The organism is Candidatus Sarcina troglodytae, from assembly GCF_015708635.1.
GTDB classification, from domain to species: domain Bacteria; phylum Bacillota; class Clostridia; order Clostridiales; family Clostridiaceae; genus Sarcina; species Sarcina ventriculi.
Genome location: NZ_CP051754.1, coordinates 865,395 through 890,112 on the forward strand (window position 1 = coordinate 865,395; position 24,718 = coordinate 890,112).

A 24,718-nucleotide genomic window follows, 5' to 3' on the forward strand; every position below is an offset into this window, starting at 1 on the left:
AAATTTGAAAAGAGGTCTAAATGATAAAGAAGTTGAAAAAAGCAGAATAAAATATGGACAAAATATAATAGAAGAAGCAAAGCCGGAAACATTTTTAAATAAGTTTTTAGATGCCTTTAAAGATCCAATGATAATGCTTTTAATAGTAATAGCAGCAATACTAGGTGGAATGGCAGCAATAGGACATGCTTCATGGTCAGAACTTGTTGGAATTGGGATATCTATTTTAATAGTTACATTTATTTCAGCGAAAACTGAAGTTGCATCTGATAATGAATATAGAAAATTAAAAAATAGTGCAGAAAAAGAAAAGTGTAAAGTTTATAGAAATGATCAAGCTATAGAAATAATAGTAGATGATATAGTTGTCGGAGATTGTATAATTTTAGAATCTGGGGATAAAATACCAGCTGACGGTATATTGGTTGATGGTGAATTAAAGGTTGATAATTCTGCATTAAATGGAGAAGCTGAAGAATGCAGAAAAACAGCTTCAATAGATAATAATATTATGTGTGAGCAAGAAGTTGCGATAACTGGAGATACATTTGTAGATAAATCATCATTGTTTAGAGGAGCAGTAGTTTATAGCGGATATGGTTTAATGAGGGTTAAAAAAATAGGTATGAATACTGTTATGGGTTCTATGGCGAAAGATATGACATCAAAAGAGGTTGATAGCCCATTGAAAGTAAAACTTAAAGATTTAGCCGGAAAAATATCTAAATTTGGCTATATTGGGGCAGTGGTTATTGCTGTAATATTAATATCTCAAAGAGTAATAACAGCAGGTGGAATTAATGCATATTTTGATTTAGGAACTATATATATAATAAAAGACTTATTAGAGACTCTTATGTTATCAGTTACAATTATTGTTATGGCGGTGCCTGAGGGGCTTCCTCTTATGATAGCAATAGTTTTAATGAGAAATACATCAAAAATGCTTCAAAATAATGTTTTAGTTAGAAAGCCAATAGGGATAGAAACAGCTGGTTCATTAAATGTGTTATTTAGTGATAAAACAGGAACTATAACAAAGGGAAAATTAGAAGTAGTTGAATTTTTTGATGGAAATATAGAAGATAGTTGCAACGAAAGTAAAGTAATAAAAGAGTTTATGGGACTTTGCATAGGAAAAAATACAGGTGCAATGTTTGATGAAAAAGGTAATGTTATAGGTGGAAACCTTACTGATAAAGCTTTACTTAATTTTTTAACTAAAAAAGAAATGGATAAATATTCAGACATAGTAGTTAAAAAATCTCAAATGTTTAATTCTACTAACAAATATTCAGCAGCCCAATTAAATGGAAAAACAGTTTATAAGGGAGCTCCTGAAAGACTTTTAGTAAATGCTAAGAAATGCATAGATAGAAATGGAAATATTGTTAGTATAGATAAGAGTAAAATTAATAAAAAAATAGATTTATTAGCTGATAAGGCTATGAGAGTTTTGGCTTTTGCAATAAGTGAAAAACCTTTGGTTTCGGATACACTTCCAGATGATTTAATTATAGTAGGTTTTGTTGGAATTAGGGATGATGTAAGACCAGAAGCTAGACAGGCTATAAAAGAAGTTCAAAATGCTGGGGTTCAAGTTATAATGATAACTGGTGATAGAAAAGAAACAGCAGTAGCAATAGCTAAAGATAGTTATCTTATCACAAAAGATACACATATTGCTTTAACATCTGAAGAACTTAATAAATTAAGTGATGATGAAGTTAAAGCAATACTTCCAAATCTTAGAGTGATAGCAAGAGCCCTTCCAACAGATAAATCAAGAATGGTAAGAATTACTCAAGAACTTAATTTGGTTTGTGGTATGACAGGTGATGGAGTAAATGATGCACCTGCATTAAAAAGAGCAGATGTTGGATTTGCAATGGGGTCTGGAACTGATGTGGCAAAAGAGGTAGGAGATATAGTAATTTTAGATGATAATTTTAAATCTATTGAAAGTGCTATACTTTATGGAAGAACAATCTACAATAATATATTAAAATTTATAAAATTCCAGTTAACAATAAATGTTGCAGCTGTTACAGTGTGTGCAATAGCACCTTTATTTGGAATAGAACAACCTCTTACAATAACTCATATACTTTGGATAAATCTTATAATGGATGGATTGGGTGCCATGGCTCTTGGTGCAGAACCTGCGCTTAAAGATTATATGAATGAAAAGCCAAAGTCAAGAACTCAAAGTATTGTATCTAGAAAAATGTTTACTCAAATCCTTTGTGCAGGTGGTTGGGTTGCTTTAATAAGCTTTATCTTTTTGAAAACACCATTGTTTACAAATATATTTAATAATAATTTAGATGTATTATTAACAGGATACTTCTCATTCTTTGTGTTTACAGCAGTATTTAATGGATTTAATGTTAGAAGTGAGGGAATAAATATACTTCAAAACATAAATGAAAATAAAGGGTTTTTAAAAGTTATGGGAGCTATAATTGTAGTTCAAGTGATATTAACATTCGTTGGAGGAGAATTCTTCTCATGTACGCCTCTTAATTTGGAACAATGGATTACAGTTATAATAATGGCTTTAACTATAATACCGTTTGATATGATAAGAAAGGTTATCTTTAATAAACAAGAAGAAGCTATGAAGGATGCTGATAAAGCGATTATATAAATGAAAGGAAGGTTTAATAACCTTCCTTTTTATTTATATAAAAGTAATTTTAAACAAAAGATATTTATATAAAAAATAGAGTATAATCTTACGAAGAACTACAAAATTACATAAATAACAAAATCTAAAAATTCTTTAGAAAATATCTTTAAAATTAGCGGTTTTAAAGATGTTTTTTATTATTTAAAACTCATAAGTATACTCTAAACAAAATTCAAAATGAATTGTATCATAGCTTTATGTAAAATGCAATATATAAATTAATAAATAAATGGCTAAAAAAATTAATGATAATTTCTTTAGCCATTTACAAAATATGTAATTAATTTTAGCTACTAATTAAATCTTAGTGCCACCATCCAGCTATCATCATAAAGCCTGGAATCCAAGCTGTAACTATACCTTCAAAGATTGCTAAAGCTCCAACGCTTCTTCCTAAGTTTATCTTTAAAACTGTTTCAACCCATCCAGTAAACCATAAAGCTGCCCATAACCACCAGATTATAGCCATAGCTATGTTGTATATTCCGCCATCTGCCCAAGATAACATACCAGCTGGGATGGCTGTAATTGCAACGAATAAACTATACCAACCATATAATCTTTGGTCTAAATTGAAAATTCCGTTTAATGCAACATAAAGATATGTAAAACCGAATAATAATCCTGTAGCGGCAGCGTAAAAATCTGTTCTGCTACCAAGAACTTCTCCACATATTATTACTATAACATTACAAACAACTGATAGACCGCCTGTAAATAAGTTCATTATTGCTTGTGATTTTGGATCTACATGAGATAATCTTGCAATACCATTACTAATAAGTACAATTGCTACGTATAAAAGAACTACTCCTAGCATATTGTGTTTCCTCCTTTGTTTTTAATTGTTTTTTATTTTATAATTTAATTTAATAAAAATATGCATGTATATATAATATCAATATATATATTTTTTGTAAACAATAAAGTAGAATTTTAATTTAATTTAATTTTAAAAAGTATAAAAAAATAGGTAAAAAAGTGTTATTTTATTATAAATTTTAATGTCAAGTAGCATATTTTTAAAATGAAACGTATTCAAATAAAGAAAAATGTAAAAATTTTTTTAAAATTGTTTGAAAATTAAATTATAACATGATATTATTATTAATAAATACGACTAGCTTCGACAAAAAATAAAATTTGCCTAGAAGTTTTAAAGATAATATTTTATTTAAGGGTAGAAATCATATTTTTTGTATAATATTGTCTTTAAAGTTGTTATATTTTATATACGAAATATTATAAAGATATATAAGGCTTTAGTTAAAAATATAGTAAAGTTTTATATAAATTATTTAAAAAGGAGGAATAAATAAATGAGATTAACAATGAGAGAGCAAGAAAAGCTTATGATTGTTGTAGCGGCAGAAGTTGCTAGAAGAAGACTTAAAAAGGGATTAAAACTTAATTATCCAGAAGCTGTTGCAATTATAACAGATGAAATAATGGAAGGTGCTAGAGAAGGTAAAACTGTACATACTCTTATGGATGAATGCAGAAATATTTTAACTAGAGATCAAGTTATGGAAGGGGTTCCAGAAATGGTACACACTGTTCAAGTTGAATGTACATTCCCAGATGGAACTAAACTTGTGACTGTTCATGATCCAATACAATAATAGAGAAGGGAGATTTAAGTTATGATACCAGGAGAATACATTTTAGCAAAAGAACCAATTAAATATAATGAAGGTAGAGAAGCCATAGAACTTAGAGTGGTAAATAATGGAGATAGACCAATTCAAGTTGGCTCACATTTTCATTTCTATGAAGTAAATGAAGGTTTAGAATTTGATAGAGAAAAAGCTTTTGGAAAGAGATTAGATATTCCATCAGGTACAGCTGTTAGATTTGAACCAGGAGATGATAAAATAGTTAAGATTATAGATATAGCTGGAACTAGAAGAGTTTTTGGTTTAAACAATAAAGTTGATGGATTTTTAGATAAAGGGGGCAGAAAATAATGAGTTTTGAAATAGATAGAAAACGTTATTCAGATCTTTTTGGACCAACTACAGGAGATAAAATAAGACTTGGAGATTCTGAATTATTTATAGAAATAGAAAAAGACTTCACAGTTTATGGAGATGAAAGTAAATTTGGTGGAGGAAAGACTTTAAGAGATGGTATGGGTCAAAACTCTATTGAAACTAGAAATAATCCAAAAGTTGTAGACCTTATATTAACTGGTGCAACAATTGTTGACTACACAGGAATATATAAAGCTGATATTGGTATAAAAGATGGAAAAATAGCTTATATAGGAAAAGGCGGAAATCCAGATGGTATGGATGATGTTGACTTTATAGTTGGTGTTAGTACAGAAGCTTTTGCAGCTGAAGGATTAATAGTAACAGCTGGAGGTCTTGATACTCACGTTCATTACATAAGTCCAGATTTAGTTGAAACAGCACTTCATGGAGGAATAACAACAGTTATAGGTGGAGGAACTGGTCCAAATGATGGAACAAATGCTACAACTGCAACTCCAGGAGCTTGGAACATAGAAAGAATGATAGAAGCTGCTGAAGGGCTTCCAATAAACATGGGATTCTTAGGAAAAGGTAGTGGAGCTAACTTAGAAGTTAATGCAGAGCAAATAGAGGCTGGTGCTTGTGGTCTTAAAATTCATGAAGACTGGGGTGCAACTAGATCTGCGATAGATTATTCACTTCAAGCAGCTGATAAATATGATGTTCAAGTTGCAATTCATACAGATACATTAAATGAAGGTGGATTCGTTGAACATACAATAGAAGCAATTGGTGGAAGAACAATGCATACATTCCATACAGAAGGAGCTGGTGGTGGACATGCTCCTGATATAATGAAGATGGCAGGACAATTAAATATATTACCAGCATCAACAAACCCAACAATGCCATATACAGTAAACACTATAGCAGAACATTTAGATATGCTTATGGTTTGTCACCACTTAGATCCAAAAGTTCCAGAAGATATAGCTTTTGCTGATTCAAGAATTAGAAAACAAACAATTGCAGCAGAAGATATATTACATGATATGGGAATATTCAGTATCATGAGTTCTGATACAATGGCTATGGGAAGAATTGGTGAAGTTGTAACTAGAACATGGCAAAATGCATCAAAAATGAAAGTTCAAAGAGGACCATTAAAAGGTGATTCAGAGTTTAGCGATAACAACAGAGTTAAAAGATATGTTGCTAAATATACTATAAATCCAGCTATAGCACACGGAGTAGATGAATATATAGGTTCAGTTGAAGTAGGTAAAATGGCTGATTTAGTTGTTTGGGATCCAGCATTCTTTGGTGCTAAACCTAAAATGGTAATAAAGGGCGGAGTAGTTAGTCTATCAGCAATGGGAGAAGCTAATGCATCAATTCCAACTTGCCAACCAGTACTTATGAGAAATATGTTTGGAGCTTACGGAAAAGCTAAAGGAAACACTTGTGTAACTTTTGTTTCTAAATACGCTTATGAACATGGAATTAAAGAAAAATTAGGTTTAGAAAACATAGTTTTACCTGTTAAGAATATAAGAAATTTAACTAAAAAAGATATGAAGTTAAATGATGTAATTCCAGAATCATTAGAAGTAGATCCTCAAACTTATGACGTTAAAGTTAATGGTGAAGTAATAAAATGTGAAGCTGCAGAAGAACTTCCAATGACTCAAAGATACTTCTTATTCTAGGATTTAATTATTTATTTTTAGAATAAATTTTATTTAGATAGATAGAGAATTTGTTTCTCTATCTATTATTAAAAATTAGGTATTTATTTGAAAGGAGAATGGTTATGATATTTCAAGAAATATTGGGGAATGTTAAAGAATTACAAAATAAAGAAAAATTTCATATAGAAAAAGTAATAATTAAAAAAGATGACTTATTAAAAAGAATCATGAGAGTAACATCAGACCATGGACATGAATATGGAATATCTTTAGAAAAAGGTAAAACTTTAAGTAATGGAGATATTTTATTTAATGATGGACATAATGTGGTTATGGTTCAATTTGAAAGCAATGATATATTAGTAATAAAACCAAAGAGTATAAATGAAATGGGAAAAATAGCTCACGAACTTGGAAATAGACATCTGCAAGCGCAATTTGAAGATGATACTATGATTATAGAATATGATAGTCTAGTTGAAGATAAACTAAAACACGATAAAATAGATTATGTAAGAGAAGAAAGAGTATTAGAAAAGGCGTTTAGGCATGTTGAATTTGAGCACAGACACTAAGATATTAAAGGTTTTAAAAATAATACAGTTATGTGATTCGAATTTCCCAGTAGGCTCATTTAACCACTCTTATGGAATGGAAACTTACCTAAGAAAAGATAAAATTAAAAATACAGAAACATTTAGAAATTGGTTAAAAATATATTTAAATAAACAATTTATATATTCAGATGGTCTTTGTATAAGAATATTATATGATATATTAAAAGAACATGGAAAATTAGAAATAACAAAAGAAATAATAGAACTTGATAGAAAAATAACAGTTCAGAGTATAGCAAAAGAGAGTAGAGATGGAGCAAAGCTTATAGCAGGAAGAATGATAAGAATGTTTATAGACCTTTATGATTTTGAAATACTAAAGGAATATGATAAAAAAATAAAAGAAAAAGAAGCTTTTGGACACCCAGCAATAGTGTTTGCCTTAGCTCTTTATAGTTTGGGGTTAAATGTAAAAGAAGCGATTTGTTATCATATATATAGTACAATTTCTACTTTGATTCAAAATGCAGTAAGAACCATACCTCTTGGACAAAAAGATGGGCAAATTTTATTAAAAGAATTTTGTGAAGATACAGAAATTCTTTTTGAAAAAATAGAAAATGCCGATTTAGATTACTTTGGACTTAATGTTCCAGGGATTGAGTTATCTCAAATAAATCATGAGACGTTAATATTTAGATTGTTTATGTCATAGTATTTTAATTTGTATAAAATATTTTATAGTGTTTATTGAGATAAGACTGCTATTAATACATATAGAAAGAAGGAAAAATTTATGGCAAGACCAGTAGTAATAGGTGTTGGTGGACCAGTTGGAAGCGGAAAAACACTTTTAACTGAAAGACTAACAAGAATGATAAACGATAAATATAGTTGTGCAGTTATAACAAATGATATTTATACTAAAGAAGATGCAAAATTTATGGTGAAAAATTCTATATTACCAGAAGAAAGAATAATGGGTGTAGAGACAGGAGGATGTCCACATACTGCAATTAGAGAAGATGCTTCAATGAATTTTGCAGCAATAGAAGAAATGAAATCAAGATTTCCAGATTTAGATATAATCTTCTTAGAAAGTGGTGGAGATAATTTAGCGGCTACATTTAGTCCAGATTTGGTTGATTTTTCTATCTACATAATAGACGTTGCACAAGGTGAAAAGATACCAAGAAAAGCTGGACAAGGTATGATAAAAAGTGATTTATTTATCATAAATAAAATAGATTTAGCACCATATGTAGGGGCAGATTTAGAAGTAATGAGACAAGATACTTTAGCATTTAGAGGGCAAAAAGATTTTATATTTACAAATCTTAAAAATGATTCTGGTGTTTTAGAAGTATTAAACTGGATTAAGAAAAATTGTCTTTTAGAAGGAATATCATAAAATGAGTAACTTAAATGATAATAAATATGCAGGTTTAATTGACTTGGTTTTAGAAAAACAAGGAGATGTTGTTGTATCTCCTAGAAAGTATTTTAATGGAGTGTTTAAGTTATCTCCTAAAATGGAATTAGATGTTGAAAGAATACCTGCATATTTTTTAATGCAATTAGGTGGAGGAATAGTTGAAGGAGAAAGATACAATATAAACGTAGAGCTAAAAGAGAATGTTCGTGCTATAGTAACTACTCAAGCTGCTAGTAAAGTTTATAAATGCGAAAATAGTTATGAATCTTTTCAAGAAACTACTCTAAAACTTGAAGAAAATAGTATTTTAGAATATATAACAGATCCAGTTATTCTTTATAAAGATGCAGTTTATAGACAAGAGAATAATATATATATGACAAAGAGTTCTACTCTTATTTATACAGATGGGATAACATCAGGATGGTCTCCTGATAAAAAAAGGTTCCAATATGAAAAAGCAAAGCTTAAAACTAATATATATATGGATGGAGTTCCTGTATTATTAGATAATATGTTAATAAATCCTAGAGAAGATGATATAGATGGTTTAGGATTTATGGAAGGATATAAAAATTTTGCAACTTTAATAATTTTAGATGATAGAATAGATAAAAATATTATAGAACATTTAAGAGAAGAAATATTAAAGTTAAATTTAGATATAAATTTTGGAATAACAGGGCTAGAAGTAAATGGTTTTGTTTTGAGAGTTATAGGAAATTTAACGCAAGATTTAGAAGAAGTAGTAGGGCTTTGCCATAATTACATAAGAAGAAAGATATTAAATTCACAAAATTTAACAATTAGAAAGTTATAATTTATTTCCTAAAGTATCATTAAAAAGACTACAAAATAAGTTAATCATAGACTATCTATAAATTAAAAAAATATGAGTAATTTATACAAAAATCTTAAAAGGTATCTTAAGTAGTAAGATAATATTTTATTAGTAAATAATTAATCAATTTAAGATACCTTAAAGTAATTATATTATATAGTCTTTAAATTTAGTATAGATGTTGATTAACTTTTAGATACCAAGTATAATGGGTTAGGAATTACATATTATAAAAAATAAATAAAAAGGAGAAAAAAGAAATGACAGCGATAAACAACGGCGACGTAGCATTTATGGTCATAGCCACAGTGCTAGTATTTGTTATGACACCAGGGTTAGCATTTTTCTACGGTGGTCTTGTAGAAAAGAAAAATTCCTTAACAATGATGATGTATTCATTTATTGCAATAGGAGTAGTAACAGTAATGTGGGTGTTTGGAGGATTCTCTCTAGTATTTGGTAATGATATTGGAGGAGTTATAGGAAATCCACTTCAATATTTCATGTTAAATGGAGTAGATTTCTCTGTTAACGCTACCTATGGTGCACATATACCATTTTTAATGTTCTTTATGTACCAATTAATGTTCGCAATTATAACTGCGCCACTTATGACTGGAGCTTTTGCAAACAGAATGAATATAGGTGGATGGATAAAAGTATTAATTATTTGGATGATATTAATTTATTTCCCAGTAGCTCACTGGGTATGGGGTAACGGATTCCTAGAAAAAATGGGATTTGTTGATTATGCCGGAGGAACAGTAATACATATAACAGCAGGATTTGGAGCATTAGCTGCAGTATTTTTCTTAGGAAAGAGAGCTGTTAAACCTAAAAAAGGTCCTGGAAACATAGGTTTAGTATCTCTTGGAGGTGCAATCTTACTATTTGGATGGTTTGGATTTAACTCAGGTGGAGCTTTAGCTAGTGGACAAACAGCAGCTATAGCATTTACAAACACTGGAATAGCAGCAGGATTTGCAACAGTTGTTTGGGTAATTATATGTTATGTTAAAGAAAAACATTTCTCTTTGTTAGAAGTTTTAGTTGGAGCTGTTGCAGGATGTGCAACTATAACACCATGTGCAGGTTATGTTACACCTCAAGGTTCAGTTGCTATTGGTATAATAGCTGCAATAGTATGTTACTTATGTGTAGCATTTGTAAAGAAGATGAAATGGGACGATGCATTAGATGTTTGGGGAGTTCACGGAATGGGTGGATTTACAGGAACACTTTTAATTGGAATATTTGCAAGTTCAGCAGTTAATGGTGTACAAGCTGGAATACATCAATTCTTAATTCAATTATTTGGTGCTGTTTTAGTTGCAATTTACTCATTTGTAGTAACACTTATAGTATTAAAGATTGCAGATGCAACAGGAACTATAAGAGTAAGTAAAGAAACTCAAGAAATTGGATTAGATAAAGTTCTTTTGCATGAAGTATTTTCAGTAGAAGAATAATTTGTAAAAAAAAGTCGTGATGAAAGTCATGACTTTTTTTATGTAATTTAAAAGTGAATTTTTAAAACTAATAAAAAGATACAGAGAAATTGAAGCTATTCTCTGTATCTTTTTTTATTACTTATATTAATGCCACCATCCAGCTATCATCATAAAACCAGGAATCCAAGCTGTAACTATACCTTCAAATACTGAAAGGTAGCCAACAAATTTACCTAAATTCTTTTTAGCTACAGTTTCAATCCAACCTGTAAGCCATAAAACACCCCACAACCACCAAATAATAGCCATGGATATGTTAAAGAATCCTCCATCTAAAAAGCATAATATACCAGCTGGAATAGAGTTAACTGCTACAAATAAACTATACCAACCATATAATCTTTGATCTAAATTAAATATTCCATTTAGCGCAATATAAAGATAAGTAAAACCAAATAATAATCCTGTTGCAGCAGCATAGAATTCTGATGTGCTACCTGAAATTTCTCCAAATACTATAACAATAACATTACAGATAACAGATAAACCACCTGTAAATAAGTTCATTATTGATTGAGATTTGGAATCAATTTTGCAAACTCTTGCAATACCATTACTTATAAGTACAATTGCAACATATAAAAGAACAACTCCTAACATAGAAATATTCCCCCTTTGTACTTTAATATTTTTATAAAAAGCATATAAACTTTTTATATTTAAATAATTAAATTAAAAAATGTAAATAAATTATTAAGAATTTTAATAATAAAGATATTTTAATATAAAAAAGTATAAAGTTCAACAAATTTATGCAATTATTATAGAAAAAAATTAAATATAAATAAAAATATGGATATTTTATTATTAATAAAAATTATGATTTATTTTAATTAAATTATAAATTTAAATATTAAATAAAATAAAGTAAAATATAAGAAAACAACATTAATTAATAATATTTTCCAATAATTATTTTAAATATTATTAAATAGTTTGATAATTATTTGTAAATAATGTTTGTATTTTATAAAATCCAATAAAAGTAAATTTTTATATAAAAAAATTAAAAAATAAATAAATGATAAAAAATAATCTTACAAAAAAATATATAAAAATACAAATATAGAATAAAATACATGGAAAAAATAAAAATGAAATGATAAAATAAATTTGTAGTCAAGGAACAATATTAATATCTAAATAAATAATTAAAGTAAAAGCAATATATGATCACTGTATTTCCAATAATTAAAAATATACATATGATATTTAATATTGTTTAAGACTTATAAAATTCAATTATAAACATTAGGAGGAGTTAATATGAAAAGAAAATATTCAAAATTTAAAGTAGCAGCAGTACAAGCAGCACCAGTATATTTAGATTTAGAAAAAACAGTAGATAAAGTAGTAAAATTCATAGATGAAGCAGGACAAAATGGAGCAAAATTAGTAGCATTCCCAGAAGGATTTATACCAGGGTATCCATTCTTTGCATTTGTAGGTGGACCAGAATATGCAAAACAATTCTATGTTCAATTATATAAAAATGCAGTAAAAATACCAAGTTATTCAGTACAAAGAATAAGCGAAGCTGCAAGAAGAAATAAGATACATGTATGTGCATCTATGAGTGAATTAGATGGAGGTTCATTATACTTAACTCAACTTTGGTTTAACTCAAATGGAGATATAATAGGAAAACATAGAAAGATGAGAGTAACAAGTGGAGAAAGACTTGTATGGGGTGATGGAGATGCAAGTATGATGCAAGTTCATGAAACTGAGATTGGTAACTTAGGAGGACTTATGTGTTGGGAACACCAAGTACCACTAGATCTTTGTGCTATGAATTATCAAAATGAACAAATTCACGTAGCATCATGGCCAGGATTTTTTGCAGATGAATTATCAAGCAGATATTATGGAGTATCAACTCAAACATATGTTGTAATGTGTGCATCATTAATAACAGAAGAAATGAGAAATATAATTTGCTTAAATAAAGAGGCTCATGCAATATTTGATACATTTGTACCAGGACACACTTGCATTTATGCACCAGATGGAGAGCCAATGTGTGATTTAGTTCCAGAAGGTGAAGAAGGAATAGCTTATGCAGAAATCGATTTAGATAAAATAATAGAGTATAAATATTACATAGATCCAGCAGGACATTATTCAAATCCTTGTTTATCAATGAATATGGATATAACTTCAAAGAGAGTACTTAAAAAAATAGGTGAACAAGAAGATTTAACTATATCATATGAAGAAATAAATAAATTTGAAGAATAGATTAATTAAATAGGAGGGATTTCATTATGGAAAGAAAATATTCAAAATTTAAAGTAGCAGCAGTACAAGCAGCACCAGTATATTTAGATTTAGAAAAAACAGTAGATAAAGTAGTAAAATTTATAGATGAAGCAGGACAAAATGGAGCAAAATTAGTAGCATTTCCAGAAGGATTTATACCAGGATATCCATTCTTTGCATTTTTACAAGGACCAGAATATGCAAAACAATTCTATGTTCAATTATATAAAAATGCAGTAAAAATACCAAGTTACTCAGTACAAAGAATAAGTGAAGCTGCAAGAAGAAATAGAATACATGTATGTGCATCTATGAGTGAATTAGACGGAGGTTCATTATATTTAACTCAACTTTGGTTTAATTCAAATGGAGATATAATAGGAAAACATAGAAAGATGAGAGTAACAAGTGCAGAAAGACTTGTATGGGGCGATGGAGATGGCAGCATGATGCAAGTTCATGAAACTGAGATTGGTAACTTAGGAGGACTTATGTGTTGGGAACACCAAGTACCACTAGATCTTTGTGCAATGAATGGACAAAATGAACAAATTCACGTAGCATCATGGCCAGGATTTTTTGCAGATGAATTATCAAGCAGATATTATGGAGTATCAACTCAAACATATGTTGTAATGTGTGCATCATTAATAACAAAAGAAATGGGAGATATGATGTGTTTAAATGATGAGGCAAGAAGAGTATTTGATACATTTGTACCAGGTCACACTTGCATTTATGCACCAGATGGAGAACCAATGTGTGATTTAGTTCCAGAAGGTGAAGAAGGAATAGCTTATGCAGAAGTAGATTTAGATAAATTACCTGAATATAAATATTACATAGATCCAGCAGGACATTATGGTAATAAGAATTTAACAATGAATTTTGATAGAAGATCAAAGAAAATTGTTAAAATGATAGGTGAAAATGATAATAATGTATTAACTTACGAAGAACTACAAAATATTAAATAATAGAACTTAAAAATTTTTTAGAAAATATCTTTAAAGTTAGCGGCTTTAAGGATGCTTGTTAAAAATACAAACAAAAATATTAATTATTCAATTTAATTTTCATAAGATATATATAACATTAACACACAATAACACATAATAGTATTAATAAATTCACTAAAATAGTAAATAAAGATAGATATAAAAGACTATATTAAAATAATTTTAATTTATTTTAATATAGTCTTTTATTTTTTTATAATATAGTAATTAGAACTAAAAAATAAATATAATATATTGATATTAATATTGCAATATTTGGGTTGAAAAGTTAATATTAAATGTAGAGAAAATTTAATAAAGCTATTTAATTGCAATAGTCTATACAAGGGAGCATGAGATGATAAAAAAATTTAATAAAGATAAGCTACCCATAATTTTTATACTTATTTTATCTTTTATTTTAAATATGTCTAATTTAAAGATACAAGGATATGGTAACGAATATTATGCAGCAGGAATAAAAAGTATGTTAACTAGTTTTAAAAACTTTTTCTTTTTATCCTTTGATCCATCGGGATTTGTAAGTCTAAATAAGCCTCCTATTGGTTTATGGATACAGGGTATATTTGGTAATTTTTTTGGAGTAAGTGATTTTGCTTTAATATTGCCAGAGGCTTTAGCAGGAACCTTATGCGTTTTTATATTATACATTTTAATAAAACGTTATTTTGGTTTTATAGCTGGTATTATGGCAGCACTTATACTTGCTATAACACCTATATATGTTGCTGTTAGTAGGACAAATGATTTTCAAACAATATTAATTTTATTTATGTTATTATCAATTATGCCGGCTATAAAGGCTGCGAAAACAGGGAATATAAAATATTTAATAGTAAGTGTTATAATAGTTGGAATAGCTTTTAATACAAATAGATTAGAAAGTTTTATAATTATACCAGCTATATATTTAACGTACATATTTTCAGAATCAGAAGGAGAAAAAAGAGTAATAGAAAGGTATGTGTGTGGAATTACTTTTATTACTCAAGAGAGAGAAAAGGTGTCTTTAAAAGCTAAAATAAAATGTTTGATTTTAGCAACGATAGTTCTTTTAGTGGTTTCATTAAGTTGGTCTTTTTTAGTAGATTTGGTTCCTGTAAATGCTAGACCATATGTTGGAGATAGCACAACAAATAGTGAGATAGAGCTTGTATTAAATCAACATAATCAAGTTAGTAATAAGATAAATTCAAATATTAACTTAAATTATGATGGTGACAATACCTTAAGTTATAACACATTAAATGAAAATGAGTTTATTAAAAATTATAATGAATGGAATACAATTCATAAAGATAACAAAACTCAATTTGGTATATTTAGACTATTTCAAGATAATAATTTGTCAGATCAGATAGCATGGTTTTTACCTTTAGCTATAATAAGTCTTATAGTGTCTATAATAAATAGAAGGAAAATTATTGCCCTTAAAAGTACTAAGAATATAATAATAATGTTTTTTTCTATATGGTTTGTAACTGAATTTTTATATTTTAGTTTTGTATATAGCAATATTTACGATTTAGCTACTTTAGCTGTACCAACTGCTGCATTATGTGGTATAGGTATTAAAAAAATGATACAAAGTTATAGAAAAAATAAAAGTATGTGGATTTCTTTATCTTTAGGGTTAACTATTATTGTTCAATATATTATTGTTATTTATTATAGAGAAAATTTATCGTATTTACTTATACATTTATTTTATTTAGATTTAGGTATATCAATAATTGCAGTCTTTACTTTATTTAAAATTAGAAACAAGGAATTTACAAACAATAATCTTAAAAATGGATTAATAGTAATATCTATAATTGGATGCTTAATAATACCGTTAATAGGCTCAAGTGCTTCTTTAGTGTATAAAACAGATGGAGTATTTAAAGGAGCAGGTCTTCAATTATTTGAAAGTAAAACTCAACAAAATGTAAATAATTATATGAAAAATTATGGTGTAGAATTTGGTGGTAGTGAAGATTTAAGTAAATTTACAAATTTCTTAAATGAAAATAAGGGGGAAAATCAAGAATATTTATTAGTTACTCCATCTGCTAGTGTTTATGCACAAAATATTATATTAGATACTGGTGATAAAGTTATGGCTTTAGGAGGAAGAACTGGAAATGATGATATATTAACTCTTTTTGCTTTTAAGCAGTTAGTTAGAGAGGGAAAGGTAAAGTATGTTTTAGTAGGAAATGAAACAAATAGTTTTAATAACGCTAGTATTATGAATTGGGTTAAAAATGTTGGAAAAGTTATTCCAAATAGTCAATGGCAAGATACAAATATAACAGTTGCGAATAATATTTTATATAATGTATTTAAAAATGATAGAAGGGATACATTATATGAAGTAACACCTAATGATGTAAGCTAAAGTTTTACTAAAAGAAAGGGGATATAGCCATTTATCTAAATTTAGATAAATGGCTTGAAAATTATGGAAAATAAGATATTGAATAATAATTTAGAAATTAAAATAAAAGATGTAGAAAGTAATATTAACAGTTATATAAAATGGTTAAATAATAATAAAAAAGATAAAGTGCCTATAACTATATCAAAAGAATATTTAGTTAAGGCTCATTATCATAAAGAAGAAGGTAGAGGAGGATATTTTGCACCAGAAAGTGGAACTAGTGAAGGTCAATTTTTAACGCTTTTAGGACTTTTAGATGTTTATGAAATTACAAAAGACAAAGAGATTTTAAATCTTGCTAAAAATATAGCACAATCAACATTGGTTCATTTATATGGAAATAATGAAATTCCAAATGAAGAGTTTAATGAGGAATATATATATTCACCACATTGGCTTTTTAATGCTAGTAATGATGAATTTTCAAGTGAAATTATTTATTATAATAAAGAAGTTAATTTTGTTAATGGGGTTGGAAGTATAAACACAAAATATAAAGCTAAAAGGGTTTTTTCGGTTAGGGAAATGACAGGAAAGCTAGAGTGGGAAAATCCTTTTTCTAAAATTGTGGGCAAAGAATATGAAATTTCAGAGAAAATGATTAAGGATAATAAAATAGTTATAAAACTTTTAGAAAATTATTCTGGTAAATTATTAGTAGTTTATTCTGATTTAGGAGGAGATAAGATTCAGCCTTCTGAAAATTATGAAGCATATCCTGTCTGGAGAAAATTATTAAAAGGAGAAACCTCTTGTGCAGTTGATAGTATTTGGTGGAGCTATCAATGTTTTAAAAAGTTATATGAAATATTAGGAGATTTAAAATATAAAAAAATATTAGAAAATATGAAGGGGCTTATAAGATTTATATGTAAAGTAGAAAATTCTAATGATTATATAACAGAAGATTTTGAAAGTGGCAATCCTTTTTCTCAAAAAGGAACTTATACTTATGATAATAGAGAGGGAGAAGTTGTTTTTTTTAGAGATAGTTATGATGGAGCTATTTTAATAAAAATACCTAAAGGAAATGGAGAAGTTCAATTTGGAAAAAGCGGAATAAACGAGGTGATTCCTTTAGATAGATTTTATAAACTTAAAATTTCAACATTGGTTAAAGGAAAAATAAAAGTTATTTTGACTGATAAAAATGGATATAAAAAGGATAGAAGATGGGAAAAGATAATAGAGACAAAAGGGAATAATATAATAGAAGAATTTTTATTGTATCAAGATGATTTTGTTAATAGTGCTAATAATGAGAAAAAGCTTCCCCAAAACATAAATTTAAAGACCATGATAATAAGTACAGAAGATACAAATTATCAAGAAATAAAAATTTTTTATTTAAGAACATTACCTCTTACTAATTATCCATATGCACCATGGGTTTTACCTTTTACAATAAATACAATAAATAATAAACTAAATGGACAGATGGGTATGCCTTATGTTGGATATCAAGCACCTTGGTTATGGCAAGAATTAAACGATGAAACTGGAGTTTTAGAGTCTTTAAAATTTATTAATGATTCTAGAAACGCTTATAAGAAAATAACCAAAAGTAGTAATAATTTTTTTGCACCAGTATTTTTATGGGATGTATGGAATAGAGAAGACTATGGGGAAAAAAATACATTTGCATTTAATGGACCAGATCCAAATGCAACATGGGGCGGATATCAATATAGAACGATAGAATGTGTAGCCAAAACACTATATAATGATAATACTTTAATTTTAGCGAGGGAAATAGTAGAAGATTTTTTAACAGATATAGATAGGGTTTGGAAAAGCTATAAGGACAACTTGATAACTGATTTTAGGGAAAGTGGTCAACTTTTAAAAGAGTATTATAGTTCACATGATGTTGCTCTTGTTCTTCGTGCATCTTTGTATGCTTTAAAAAGTGGTGTTGTCGATAAAGAATTGTCAATGCGATTAATAAATAAATGCGTTTTAAGCTTGAATTATAATTTTAATAAAAAGACCATTATAGGGACAAATAAATTATCAGGAACTTGGGCAAAAGATAATAAATGGTATATGTTTTGGGGAGGAGAGATTTTAAGTTCTTTATCTCTTCTTGTAAAATTTTATAGGGAAGAAAGTTTATAATATTTTGATTAAAAAGAATATTAAGAAAAAAATTATGATATAATTATTTATAAAGAAAATATTTACATATAATATAACTTGAATTTGTTTTGGGAGGGATATTTATGGAAAAGACTTTAGTTCTTATAAAACCAGATGGAGTAGAGAGAGGATTAGTTGGTCAAATATTAAGCGTGTATGAGAGAAAATGTCTTAGAATATGCAAAATGAAGCTTATTCAAGCAGATGAAAATTTAGCTAAGAAACATTATGAAGAGCATAAAGATAAGCCATTTTTTAAAGAACTTGTTGATTATTTGGTAAGTGGTAAATTAGTTGCTATGATAATAGAGGGTGAAAGCGCTATATCTATTGTAAGGAAAGAAAACGGGGATAAGGACCCATTAAAAGCAGATTGTGCGACAATAAGAGGTATGTATGCAAATAGCAGAACTAAAAATTTAGTCCATGCATCAGATAGCTTAGAAGCGGCTAAAAGAGAAATATCCCTGTGGTTTCCAGAAGTGTAAATAAAATTTGAAAAATAAGAACTTCTTAGAATTTTAGAAGTTCTTATTTTCTTGAAAGAAAAGTGTGAGTTCAACTCTGCTTTTTAAATTTAATTTATCCAAAATTTTAGTTACATAATTTTTAACAGTACCTTCGGTCAAAAATAATTGTGATGAGATTTCTTTGTTGCTAAGTCCCCTAGAGACTAAACTAGCAATATCTACTTCGCGGTTTGTAAGTTTATCAATTAAGTTATCTTGATTTAGGATAACTTTGTTATCTGTTTTTTTGCTATGTAGAAGAAGTGTTGGAAGTTTATTAGCCACATTTCCTGTTAAAAGAAGATTTCCTTTATTAACAGATTTAATTGCACTTACAAGTTCATCACTTTTTGAATCTTTTAACAAGAAACCATAAGCTCCATTTTTAAGGGAATTTAAAATATATTCATCTTCATTAAATGTTGTTAAAACAATCACTTTAATTTGTGGAAAAAGTTCTTTTGCTATTTTAGTAAATTCAACTCCATCTAATACTGGCATTCTAATATCTGTAAGAACAATATCAATACTATCTTTTATAGAGCTGATTAAGTTTAACCCTTCTTTACCATTTTTAGCTTCTCCTATGATACGTATTTCTGTATCATAAAGAGAGAGCATCATTTTTAATCCTTCGCGTATTATTTCTTGATCATCTATTATAAAAACGTTAATCATTGTCATAAGTCCTTTCTTATAATATATAAAAATTTATTTTATAAGAGGTATGGTACATGAAACTTTAAATCCATCTAAAGTATTTTCAACATTAAGTTTGCCATTTAATACTCTTAATCTATCCTCCATTCCATTTAAACCGTTAGATTTTATTATATTATCAGGTTTTATTCCATTGTTTAATATAGATAAATAAATTATATTGTCTTTAATAAATAAATCAATAATAAACTGTGAGGCTTTTCCGTGTTTTACCCCATTAGTTATAGATTCTTTTATAGTTTTATATAATGCATCTTTAATTAAAAGAGAAACATTTTCTATATCGTTTGAGATATTAACATTAAAAGAAATATTATTTGATATTGATAAATTTTCAGTTAAAGAGTTAACAGAACTTATAATATTTATATTATTTTTCTTTAAAGAATAAACGGTGCTTCTAAGTTCATCAATGCTATTATCTACTATTATTTTAGTTTTAGATAAAATATTTTTTGATTTTTCAGGCGATATATCTAAGGTTTTATCTAAAACATCAATGTGCATAGATATAGCCATAAGATAATGACCTAAAGAGTCATGAAGTTCTTGAGCAACTCTATTTCGTTCCTTTGATATAGTAAGTTCTTCTATTTTCTTTGAATATTCTTTAAGTTTTAAATTTTGCTCTTTAAGTTCTTGATTTAATATGTAAATATTTTTTTTGTTTTTTCTAACTTTTTTAATTAGCATTACTATTATAAAATAACTAAAGTAACTTATGCTACTTTCAACTATATTTATAATAAAACCTCTACTAATAGTTTTGTTATAAATATTAAAAAGAAAACTATTATCTATATATGTGTTAGACAATGCTAAAGGTGTGATATAGCTTAAATAGTTTATTATAAATAATATAATTTTTAAAACGCCTTTAAAATAAAAGCTTTCAAATAAAATAAAGAATATATAAAATGTTATACTTAAATGATAATAAGATAAATAACTTAAAATAACTAAAGATAATATTAATGAAACAAATATAGTTATTTTGTTAATATTATTTTTTGATTTCATTATACTTTTTTTATTTATTAATGAATATCTAAAAAATTCATTTAGAATTAGAATAAATATAATGAAGAGGTAAAAGAAAAAATTATTTTTATTTAATTTTGAATAAACATTTAGAGCTATAACTAAAAGTAGTATAGCCCTTAATATAAAAGTGTGATTTAATCTATTCATTTTTTCTCCTGAATTTAAATAGTATTAATTTTAGATACTATTTTTAAGTATTTGAAAAGAATAATTATTCTTTTACTTATTATAGCACTTATACTAAATAGTAATAAATAGTTAGTAATCATTAATAAAGTATTTCCGTGAATAAGTCTAGATAAAAATATTTCAGCTCCAAATTTTAGGTAAATTAAAGCTATAAGTATAATTAAATCTATTTTAGAAGCTTTGCAATATACAGCATGAGTTTTTTTTTCTACTGTAAGTTTATTAAATTTAGATCTTGCAAAACCTACAATACATCCTAAAATGACTGCAATTGCTATAAAAATTATATTTAATAATCCAGATGTAGAAAAAATATACTCAAAGGTATTTTTAAAAATAAATATGTATATAATTGGAATGATAAGCTGAGAGGTTACTGTAATCTTGCGCCCTCTATCAGAAATATTTTTTTTATATTGCCTAAAAAATATAAATAATATGATTAAAATTATTATTAAACCTGATGAATTCATAAAAAATCTCCTAACAAAATATAATATACAAAAATTATATATGTTAAGAGATTAAGTGAATAGTTACTAAAGTAATATATTTTTTAATAATTTACTTTAGTTAGTTTAAAATCATCTACTTGGATTTGATGCCAGGGAAGAGAATATCCACCTAAATGAAATACAAATGAAGCATTAGTATCTGTTTTAGATGTATGAGTATATACCCCAGAAATTGTTGTAAATTCATTACCAACAGAGACGGATTCTGTGTGATATCTTCCGTAATCACCTTGATTTTGTTGAAAACCAAAAGAAAGTTTTCTATAAAGTGTAGATTTTATTTTAAAGGAATATTTATAAGTTTTACCTTCTTCTAAAGTTAAATTGTCTTTAATAAGTTGAATATCCCAATCATCATTGCCACTACGAGCTATATCAAAAACGCCTAAACCCCATCTTGAATATATGTCGCATTTAGCTGCATTATTTTGAACAAATGAAGAAAATCCTGATAAATCATTAAATTTAGATTCAAAAATTTCAGATTCCATTTCATAAGGGGTAGTGGTTTTATTTAGAGAATATTTGTCTAATCCCAAATCATAAATTTTAATATAATCTATACTCATAGTTTGAGGAAAGATAGAGTCATCTACATATCCACCCCAGTTTCCTCCGATAGCAAGATTTAAAATGAGATTAAATTTTTTATCAAAAGGCCAAGTTTTATAAGAGTCTTTATAATTATAAGAATTCCTATTAAGTTTAAAATAAACGTTATCATCTACGGAGATATTTATATATTCTGGTGTCCATTCTAAGCCATAAGTGTGATAAGTGCTTGTACAATCATTAACAGGAGTAGAAGAAGTTATTTCAGTTCCTGCTTTAAAGTTATTAAGAGCTGTGTGAAGAGATCCGTGAATTATTCCAGGATCTTTACCAACATGTTCCATAATATCGATTTCACCACTGTTTGGCCATTCTCCATACTCGTTGTTAGTAGGTAAAAGCCAAATAGCAGGCCAAGTTCCAGCACCGGAAGGCAATTTAGCTCGTATTTCAAATTTCCCATAAAGATAACTATTTTTGCTAACAAGTCTTGCTGATGTATATTTGCTTCCTTGATAATCTTCTCTTAAAGCTGTAATATTTAAATTCCCGTTAGATACATTAGCATTATCTAAATCATAAGCTGTATAATATTGTAGTTCATCATTTCCAAATCCCCAGTTTCCAGTATCGTAAGACCATTTATTACTGTCAGGAAGACCAGTATAGTTAAAATTTTCGTTGTAAACTACTGTTTTATTATCATGATCATAGACAGGTGCATTATTTAAAGCTATAAAGTGTATTCCAGGAGCATCAGTATTAAAACTTACAGAATTAGAGTTAGATTCTATATTTCCTAAACATTTAAATGTATTAGTGGATTCATTATAGCTATAGGCTTTTAATATTTTATTTGCATATTTATTTTGCAGATAATTTATGGTAATTTTTATATTATTAGAAGATGTAGAATCACCACAAATTACATTGAAAGCATAAAAGTCAGATGAATAGCCTTGTTTTTGAAGTTTATACAAGATTTTATTATAGGTTTCATCGCTAATGCTTTGGATTTGCCCAGTAATTCTTGATTTTGTATTTTCAGTAGAGGCATCAGAAATAAAATTAGAATCTGAAAATAAAGTATATGTTTCAGTATTTTCTTTTGTCATTGCACTAAAGGATAATAAGGAAACACTTGCTATTAAAAAAAATAATTTTATATTTTTCATAATAAATCCTTTCTTTCTATAAAATATATTTTATAGAATAAAAAACTAATAATAAATTAATTATATAATAAATTTAAACAAAGTAAAAGTAAAAATGAAATTTTATTTCGAAAATTGTAAATTTATGATTGATTTTATGTTAAAGTTGTGATAGAATTAGCACATATTTTAAAAGATTTGTAAATTATGTTTTAAATATATTTAAGTTTTCTAGGGTTCCGCAAAGATGAATCTTTGGACAGGTCCGAGAGGAAACGCACATTTATGTGTACACGGAGGGAGAAAAGCCTGGGAGATATTTTAATAATATTTCCTATGGCTTTTTTTTATAGTTTTAATGTAGGAAATATTATTAAAATAATTTTAAATTTTCATTTGTGGAGGAATATATGAAATGGTTATTTTAATAATTGCTGGTCTTTTTGGATGATGTGGGCTATTGAACTTAAATATTCTAAAGGATTTACAAATTTAATACCTAGTATATTAACGATTATAGGATTAATTGCAAGTTTTTATTTTTTATCAATATCAATAAAAAGTTTGCCACTTGGTAGTGCATATGCTATATGGACTGGTATAGGAACAGTAGGAACTGTAATATTTAGCATAATTTTGTTTAAAGAAACAGTTAATATAATGCAAATATTTTGTATTATATTAATCGTAGCTGGTATTATTGGTTTGAAAATGCTATCTTCAAACTAAAATGCAATGTATAAAAATTAAAAAAAGGAGAATTTTTATGAAAAAAATAATTATAGAAAATGATTTTTGGGATATATTTCCTGAAGTGAAAATAGGGATTGTAGTATGTCGCGGTATAAATAATTTTATACAGGATGACAAAAAATATGAAAATATGATTTTAAATGCAGAGAAAGAAGCTATGAATTATCTTGAAAATGCGAATTTTAGTGATAATGAAGTAATAAAGGTTTGGAGAGATGCGTTTAAAAAATTTAAAACAAAAAAAGGTGCAAGAGCATCAATAGAAGCGTTATTAAAGAGAATATATAATGGAAATCATTTAGGAACAATAAATCCTTTAGTTGATATTTATAATTCTATATCATTAAGTTATGCTCTTCCTTGTGGAGGAGAAGATATAGATAAATTTGTTGGAGATATAAGATTAACTAAAGCTGTTGGAAATGAAAATTTTATTACACTTGGAAGCAATGAAAACGCACAGCCTTATGAAGGAGAAATAGTTTATAAAGATGATAAAGGAGCGATATGCAGATGTTTAAATTGGAGAGAATCAGTAAGAACTATGTTAACTGAAAACACAAAAAATGCAATTTTATGTATGGAATTGGTAGATAATGAAAGAATAAAAGATTTGAAAAATGCTTTAGAAGAATTAGGAGGGAGAATTAAAGATAATTTAGGTGGAACATATAAAATAGAAATTTTAGATATTAACAATAAAAGTACTGAAATAGAGTAGGGTTAGGAGGAGA

21 protein-coding genes, 1 pseudogene and 1 riboswitch are annotated in these 24,718 nt (G+C 27.4%); of the genes and pseudogenes, 16 read left to right on the forward strand and 6 right to left on the reverse strand.

Annotated elements, in window-relative coordinates:
* Positions 1–4 precede the first annotated feature (4 nt).
* Positions 5–2,650 carry a calcium-translocating P-type ATPase, PMCA-type gene (locus tag HH195_RS03780; RefSeq protein ID WP_196371636.1) on the forward strand — a complete coding sequence of 882 codons (2,646 nt, stop codon included), beginning with the start codon at positions 5–7 and terminating at the stop codon, positions 2,648–2,650.
* 346 nt (positions 2,651–2,996) lie between these two features.
* On the opposite strand, the gene HH195_RS03785 is transcribed toward HH195_RS03780, so the two are convergent.
* Entirely contained in the window at positions 2,997–3,512 is a 516-nt protein-coding gene (locus HH195_RS03785; protein ID WP_058993159.1) for an AmiS/UreI family transporter, read from the reverse strand.
* A gap of 499 nt (positions 3,513–4,011) precedes the next feature.
* On the opposite strand from HH195_RS03785, the gene HH195_RS03790 reads away from it, so the two are divergent.
* The 8 genes from HH195_RS03790 to HH195_RS03825 all read left to right on the forward strand — a co-directional run bounded on the left by HH195_RS03790 (position 4,012) and on the right by HH195_RS03825 (position 10,661).
* Entirely contained in the window at positions 4,012–4,314 is a 303-nt protein-coding gene (locus HH195_RS03790; protein ID WP_055257910.1) for an urease subunit gamma, read from the forward strand.
* 21 nt (positions 4,315–4,335) lie between these two features.
* Positions 4,336–4,659 (forward strand): urease subunit beta, encoded by a 324-nt coding sequence (gene ureB, locus HH195_RS03795; RefSeq protein WP_055257908.1) that lies wholly within the window; start codon positions 4,336–4,338, stop codon positions 4,657–4,659.
* Positions 4,659–6,377: an urease subunit alpha gene (gene ureC, locus HH195_RS03800; protein ID WP_055257906.1), complete on the forward strand. Its 1,719-nt coding sequence runs from the start codon at positions 4,659–4,661 to the stop codon at positions 6,375–6,377. The genes ureB and ureC overlap by 1 nt, the downstream gene beginning before the upstream one ends.
* Before the next feature lie 104 nt (positions 6,378–6,481).
* A complete protein-coding gene (locus HH195_RS03805) occupies positions 6,482–6,934 on the forward strand; it encodes an urease accessory protein UreE (RefSeq protein WP_196371637.1) in 453 nt (150 codons plus the stop codon).
* A complete protein-coding gene (locus HH195_RS03810) occupies positions 6,909–7,631 on the forward strand; it encodes an urease accessory protein UreF (RefSeq protein WP_196371638.1) in 723 nt (240 codons plus the stop codon). The genes HH195_RS03805 and HH195_RS03810 overlap by 26 nt, the downstream gene beginning before the upstream one ends.
* Positions 7,632–7,712: 81 nt before the next feature.
* Entirely contained in the window at positions 7,713–8,327 is a 615-nt protein-coding gene (gene ureG, locus HH195_RS03815) for an urease accessory protein UreG (RefSeq protein ID WP_055257900.1), read from the forward strand.
* Between the two features lies 1 nt (position 8,328).
* The gene (locus tag HH195_RS03820) at positions 8,329–9,171 is read left to right on the forward strand and encodes an urease accessory protein UreD (RefSeq protein ID WP_196371639.1); all 843 of its coding nucleotides are present in this window, start codon (positions 8,329–8,331) and stop codon (positions 9,169–9,171) included.
* A gap of 281 nt (positions 9,172–9,452) precedes the next feature.
* Positions 9,453–10,661: an ammonium transporter gene (locus HH195_RS03825; RefSeq protein WP_207750879.1), complete on the forward strand. Its 1,209-nt coding sequence runs from the start codon at positions 9,453–9,455 to the stop codon at positions 10,659–10,661.
* Between the two features lie 126 nt (positions 10,662–10,787).
* Here HH195_RS03825 and HH195_RS03830 read toward each other — a convergent pair whose 3' ends face one another.
* Positions 10,788–11,303 (reverse strand): AmiS/UreI family transporter, encoded by a 516-nt coding sequence (locus HH195_RS03830; RefSeq protein ID WP_196371640.1) that lies wholly within the window; start codon positions 11,301–11,303, stop codon positions 10,788–10,790.
* Positions 11,304–11,969: 666 nt separating this feature from the next.
* Here HH195_RS03830 and HH195_RS03835 point away from each other — a divergent pair.
* From HH195_RS03835 to ndk, 5 genes are all read left to right on the forward strand, one after another.
* Positions 11,970–12,944, forward strand: coding sequence for a carbon-nitrogen hydrolase family protein (locus tag HH195_RS03835; RefSeq protein ID WP_196371641.1), 975 nt, complete (start codon positions 11,970–11,972; stop codon positions 12,942–12,944).
* 26 nt (positions 12,945–12,970) lie between these two features.
* On the forward strand, positions 12,971–13,942 hold the full coding sequence (locus HH195_RS03840; RefSeq protein WP_055257891.1) for a carbon-nitrogen hydrolase family protein: 972 nt from the start codon (positions 12,971–12,973) through the stop codon (positions 13,940–13,942).
* A 379-nt stretch (positions 13,943–14,321) separates the two neighbouring features.
* Entirely contained in the window at positions 14,322–16,367 is a 2,046-nt protein-coding gene (locus HH195_RS03845) for a glycosyltransferase family 39 protein (RefSeq protein WP_196371642.1), read from the forward strand.
* A 54-nt stretch (positions 16,368–16,421) separates the two neighbouring features.
* Positions 16,422–18,527 carry a hypothetical protein gene (locus HH195_RS03850; RefSeq protein WP_196371643.1) on the forward strand — a complete coding sequence of 702 codons (2,106 nt, stop codon included), beginning with the start codon at positions 16,422–16,424 and terminating at the stop codon, positions 18,525–18,527.
* 104 nt (positions 18,528–18,631) lie between these two features.
* Complete coding sequence (ndk, locus tag HH195_RS03855) at positions 18,632–19,036, forward strand: nucleoside-diphosphate kinase (RefSeq protein ID WP_055257884.1); 405 nt, start codon at positions 18,632–18,634, stop codon at positions 19,034–19,036.
* Positions 19,037–19,069: 33 nt separating this feature from the next.
* Here ndk and HH195_RS03860 read toward each other — a convergent pair whose 3' ends face one another.
* The 4 genes from HH195_RS03860 to HH195_RS03875 all read right to left on the reverse strand — a co-directional run bounded on the left by HH195_RS03860 (position 19,070) and on the right by HH195_RS03875 (position 23,252).
* Complete coding sequence (locus HH195_RS03860; protein WP_196371644.1) at positions 19,070–19,735, reverse strand: response regulator; 666 nt, start codon at positions 19,733–19,735, stop codon at positions 19,070–19,072.
* Between the two features lie 33 nt (positions 19,736–19,768).
* Positions 19,769–20,797, reverse strand: coding sequence for a sensor histidine kinase (locus HH195_RS03865; protein ID WP_196371645.1), 1,029 nt, complete (start codon positions 20,795–20,797; stop codon positions 19,769–19,771).
* Between the two features lie 185 nt (positions 20,798–20,982).
* Positions 20,983–21,483, reverse strand: coding sequence for a CcdC protein domain-containing protein (locus HH195_RS03870; RefSeq protein ID WP_196371646.1), 501 nt, complete (start codon positions 21,481–21,483; stop codon positions 20,983–20,985).
* Between the two features lie 83 nt (positions 21,484–21,566).
* Positions 21,567–23,252 (reverse strand): family 16 glycosylhydrolase, encoded by a 1,686-nt coding sequence (locus tag HH195_RS03875; RefSeq protein WP_196371647.1) that lies wholly within the window; start codon positions 23,250–23,252, stop codon positions 21,567–21,569.
* 199 nt (positions 23,253–23,451) lie between these two features.
* Positions 23,452–23,549, forward strand: a riboswitch (guanidine-I (ykkC/yxkD leader).
* Positions 23,550–23,646: 97 nt separating this feature from the next.
* Between HH195_RS03875 and HH195_RS03880 the strand changes: the two are divergent.
* Positions 23,647–23,960 (forward strand): annotated as a pseudogene (locus tag HH195_RS03880) (DMT family transporter).
* Positions 23,961–23,997: 37 nt separating this feature from the next.
* Positions 23,998–24,705, forward strand: a complete 708-nt coding sequence (locus tag HH195_RS03885) for a B3/B4 domain-containing protein (RefSeq protein ID WP_196371649.1) — start codon at positions 23,998–24,000, stop codon at positions 24,703–24,705.
* Positions 24,706–24,718 lie beyond the last annotated feature (13 nt).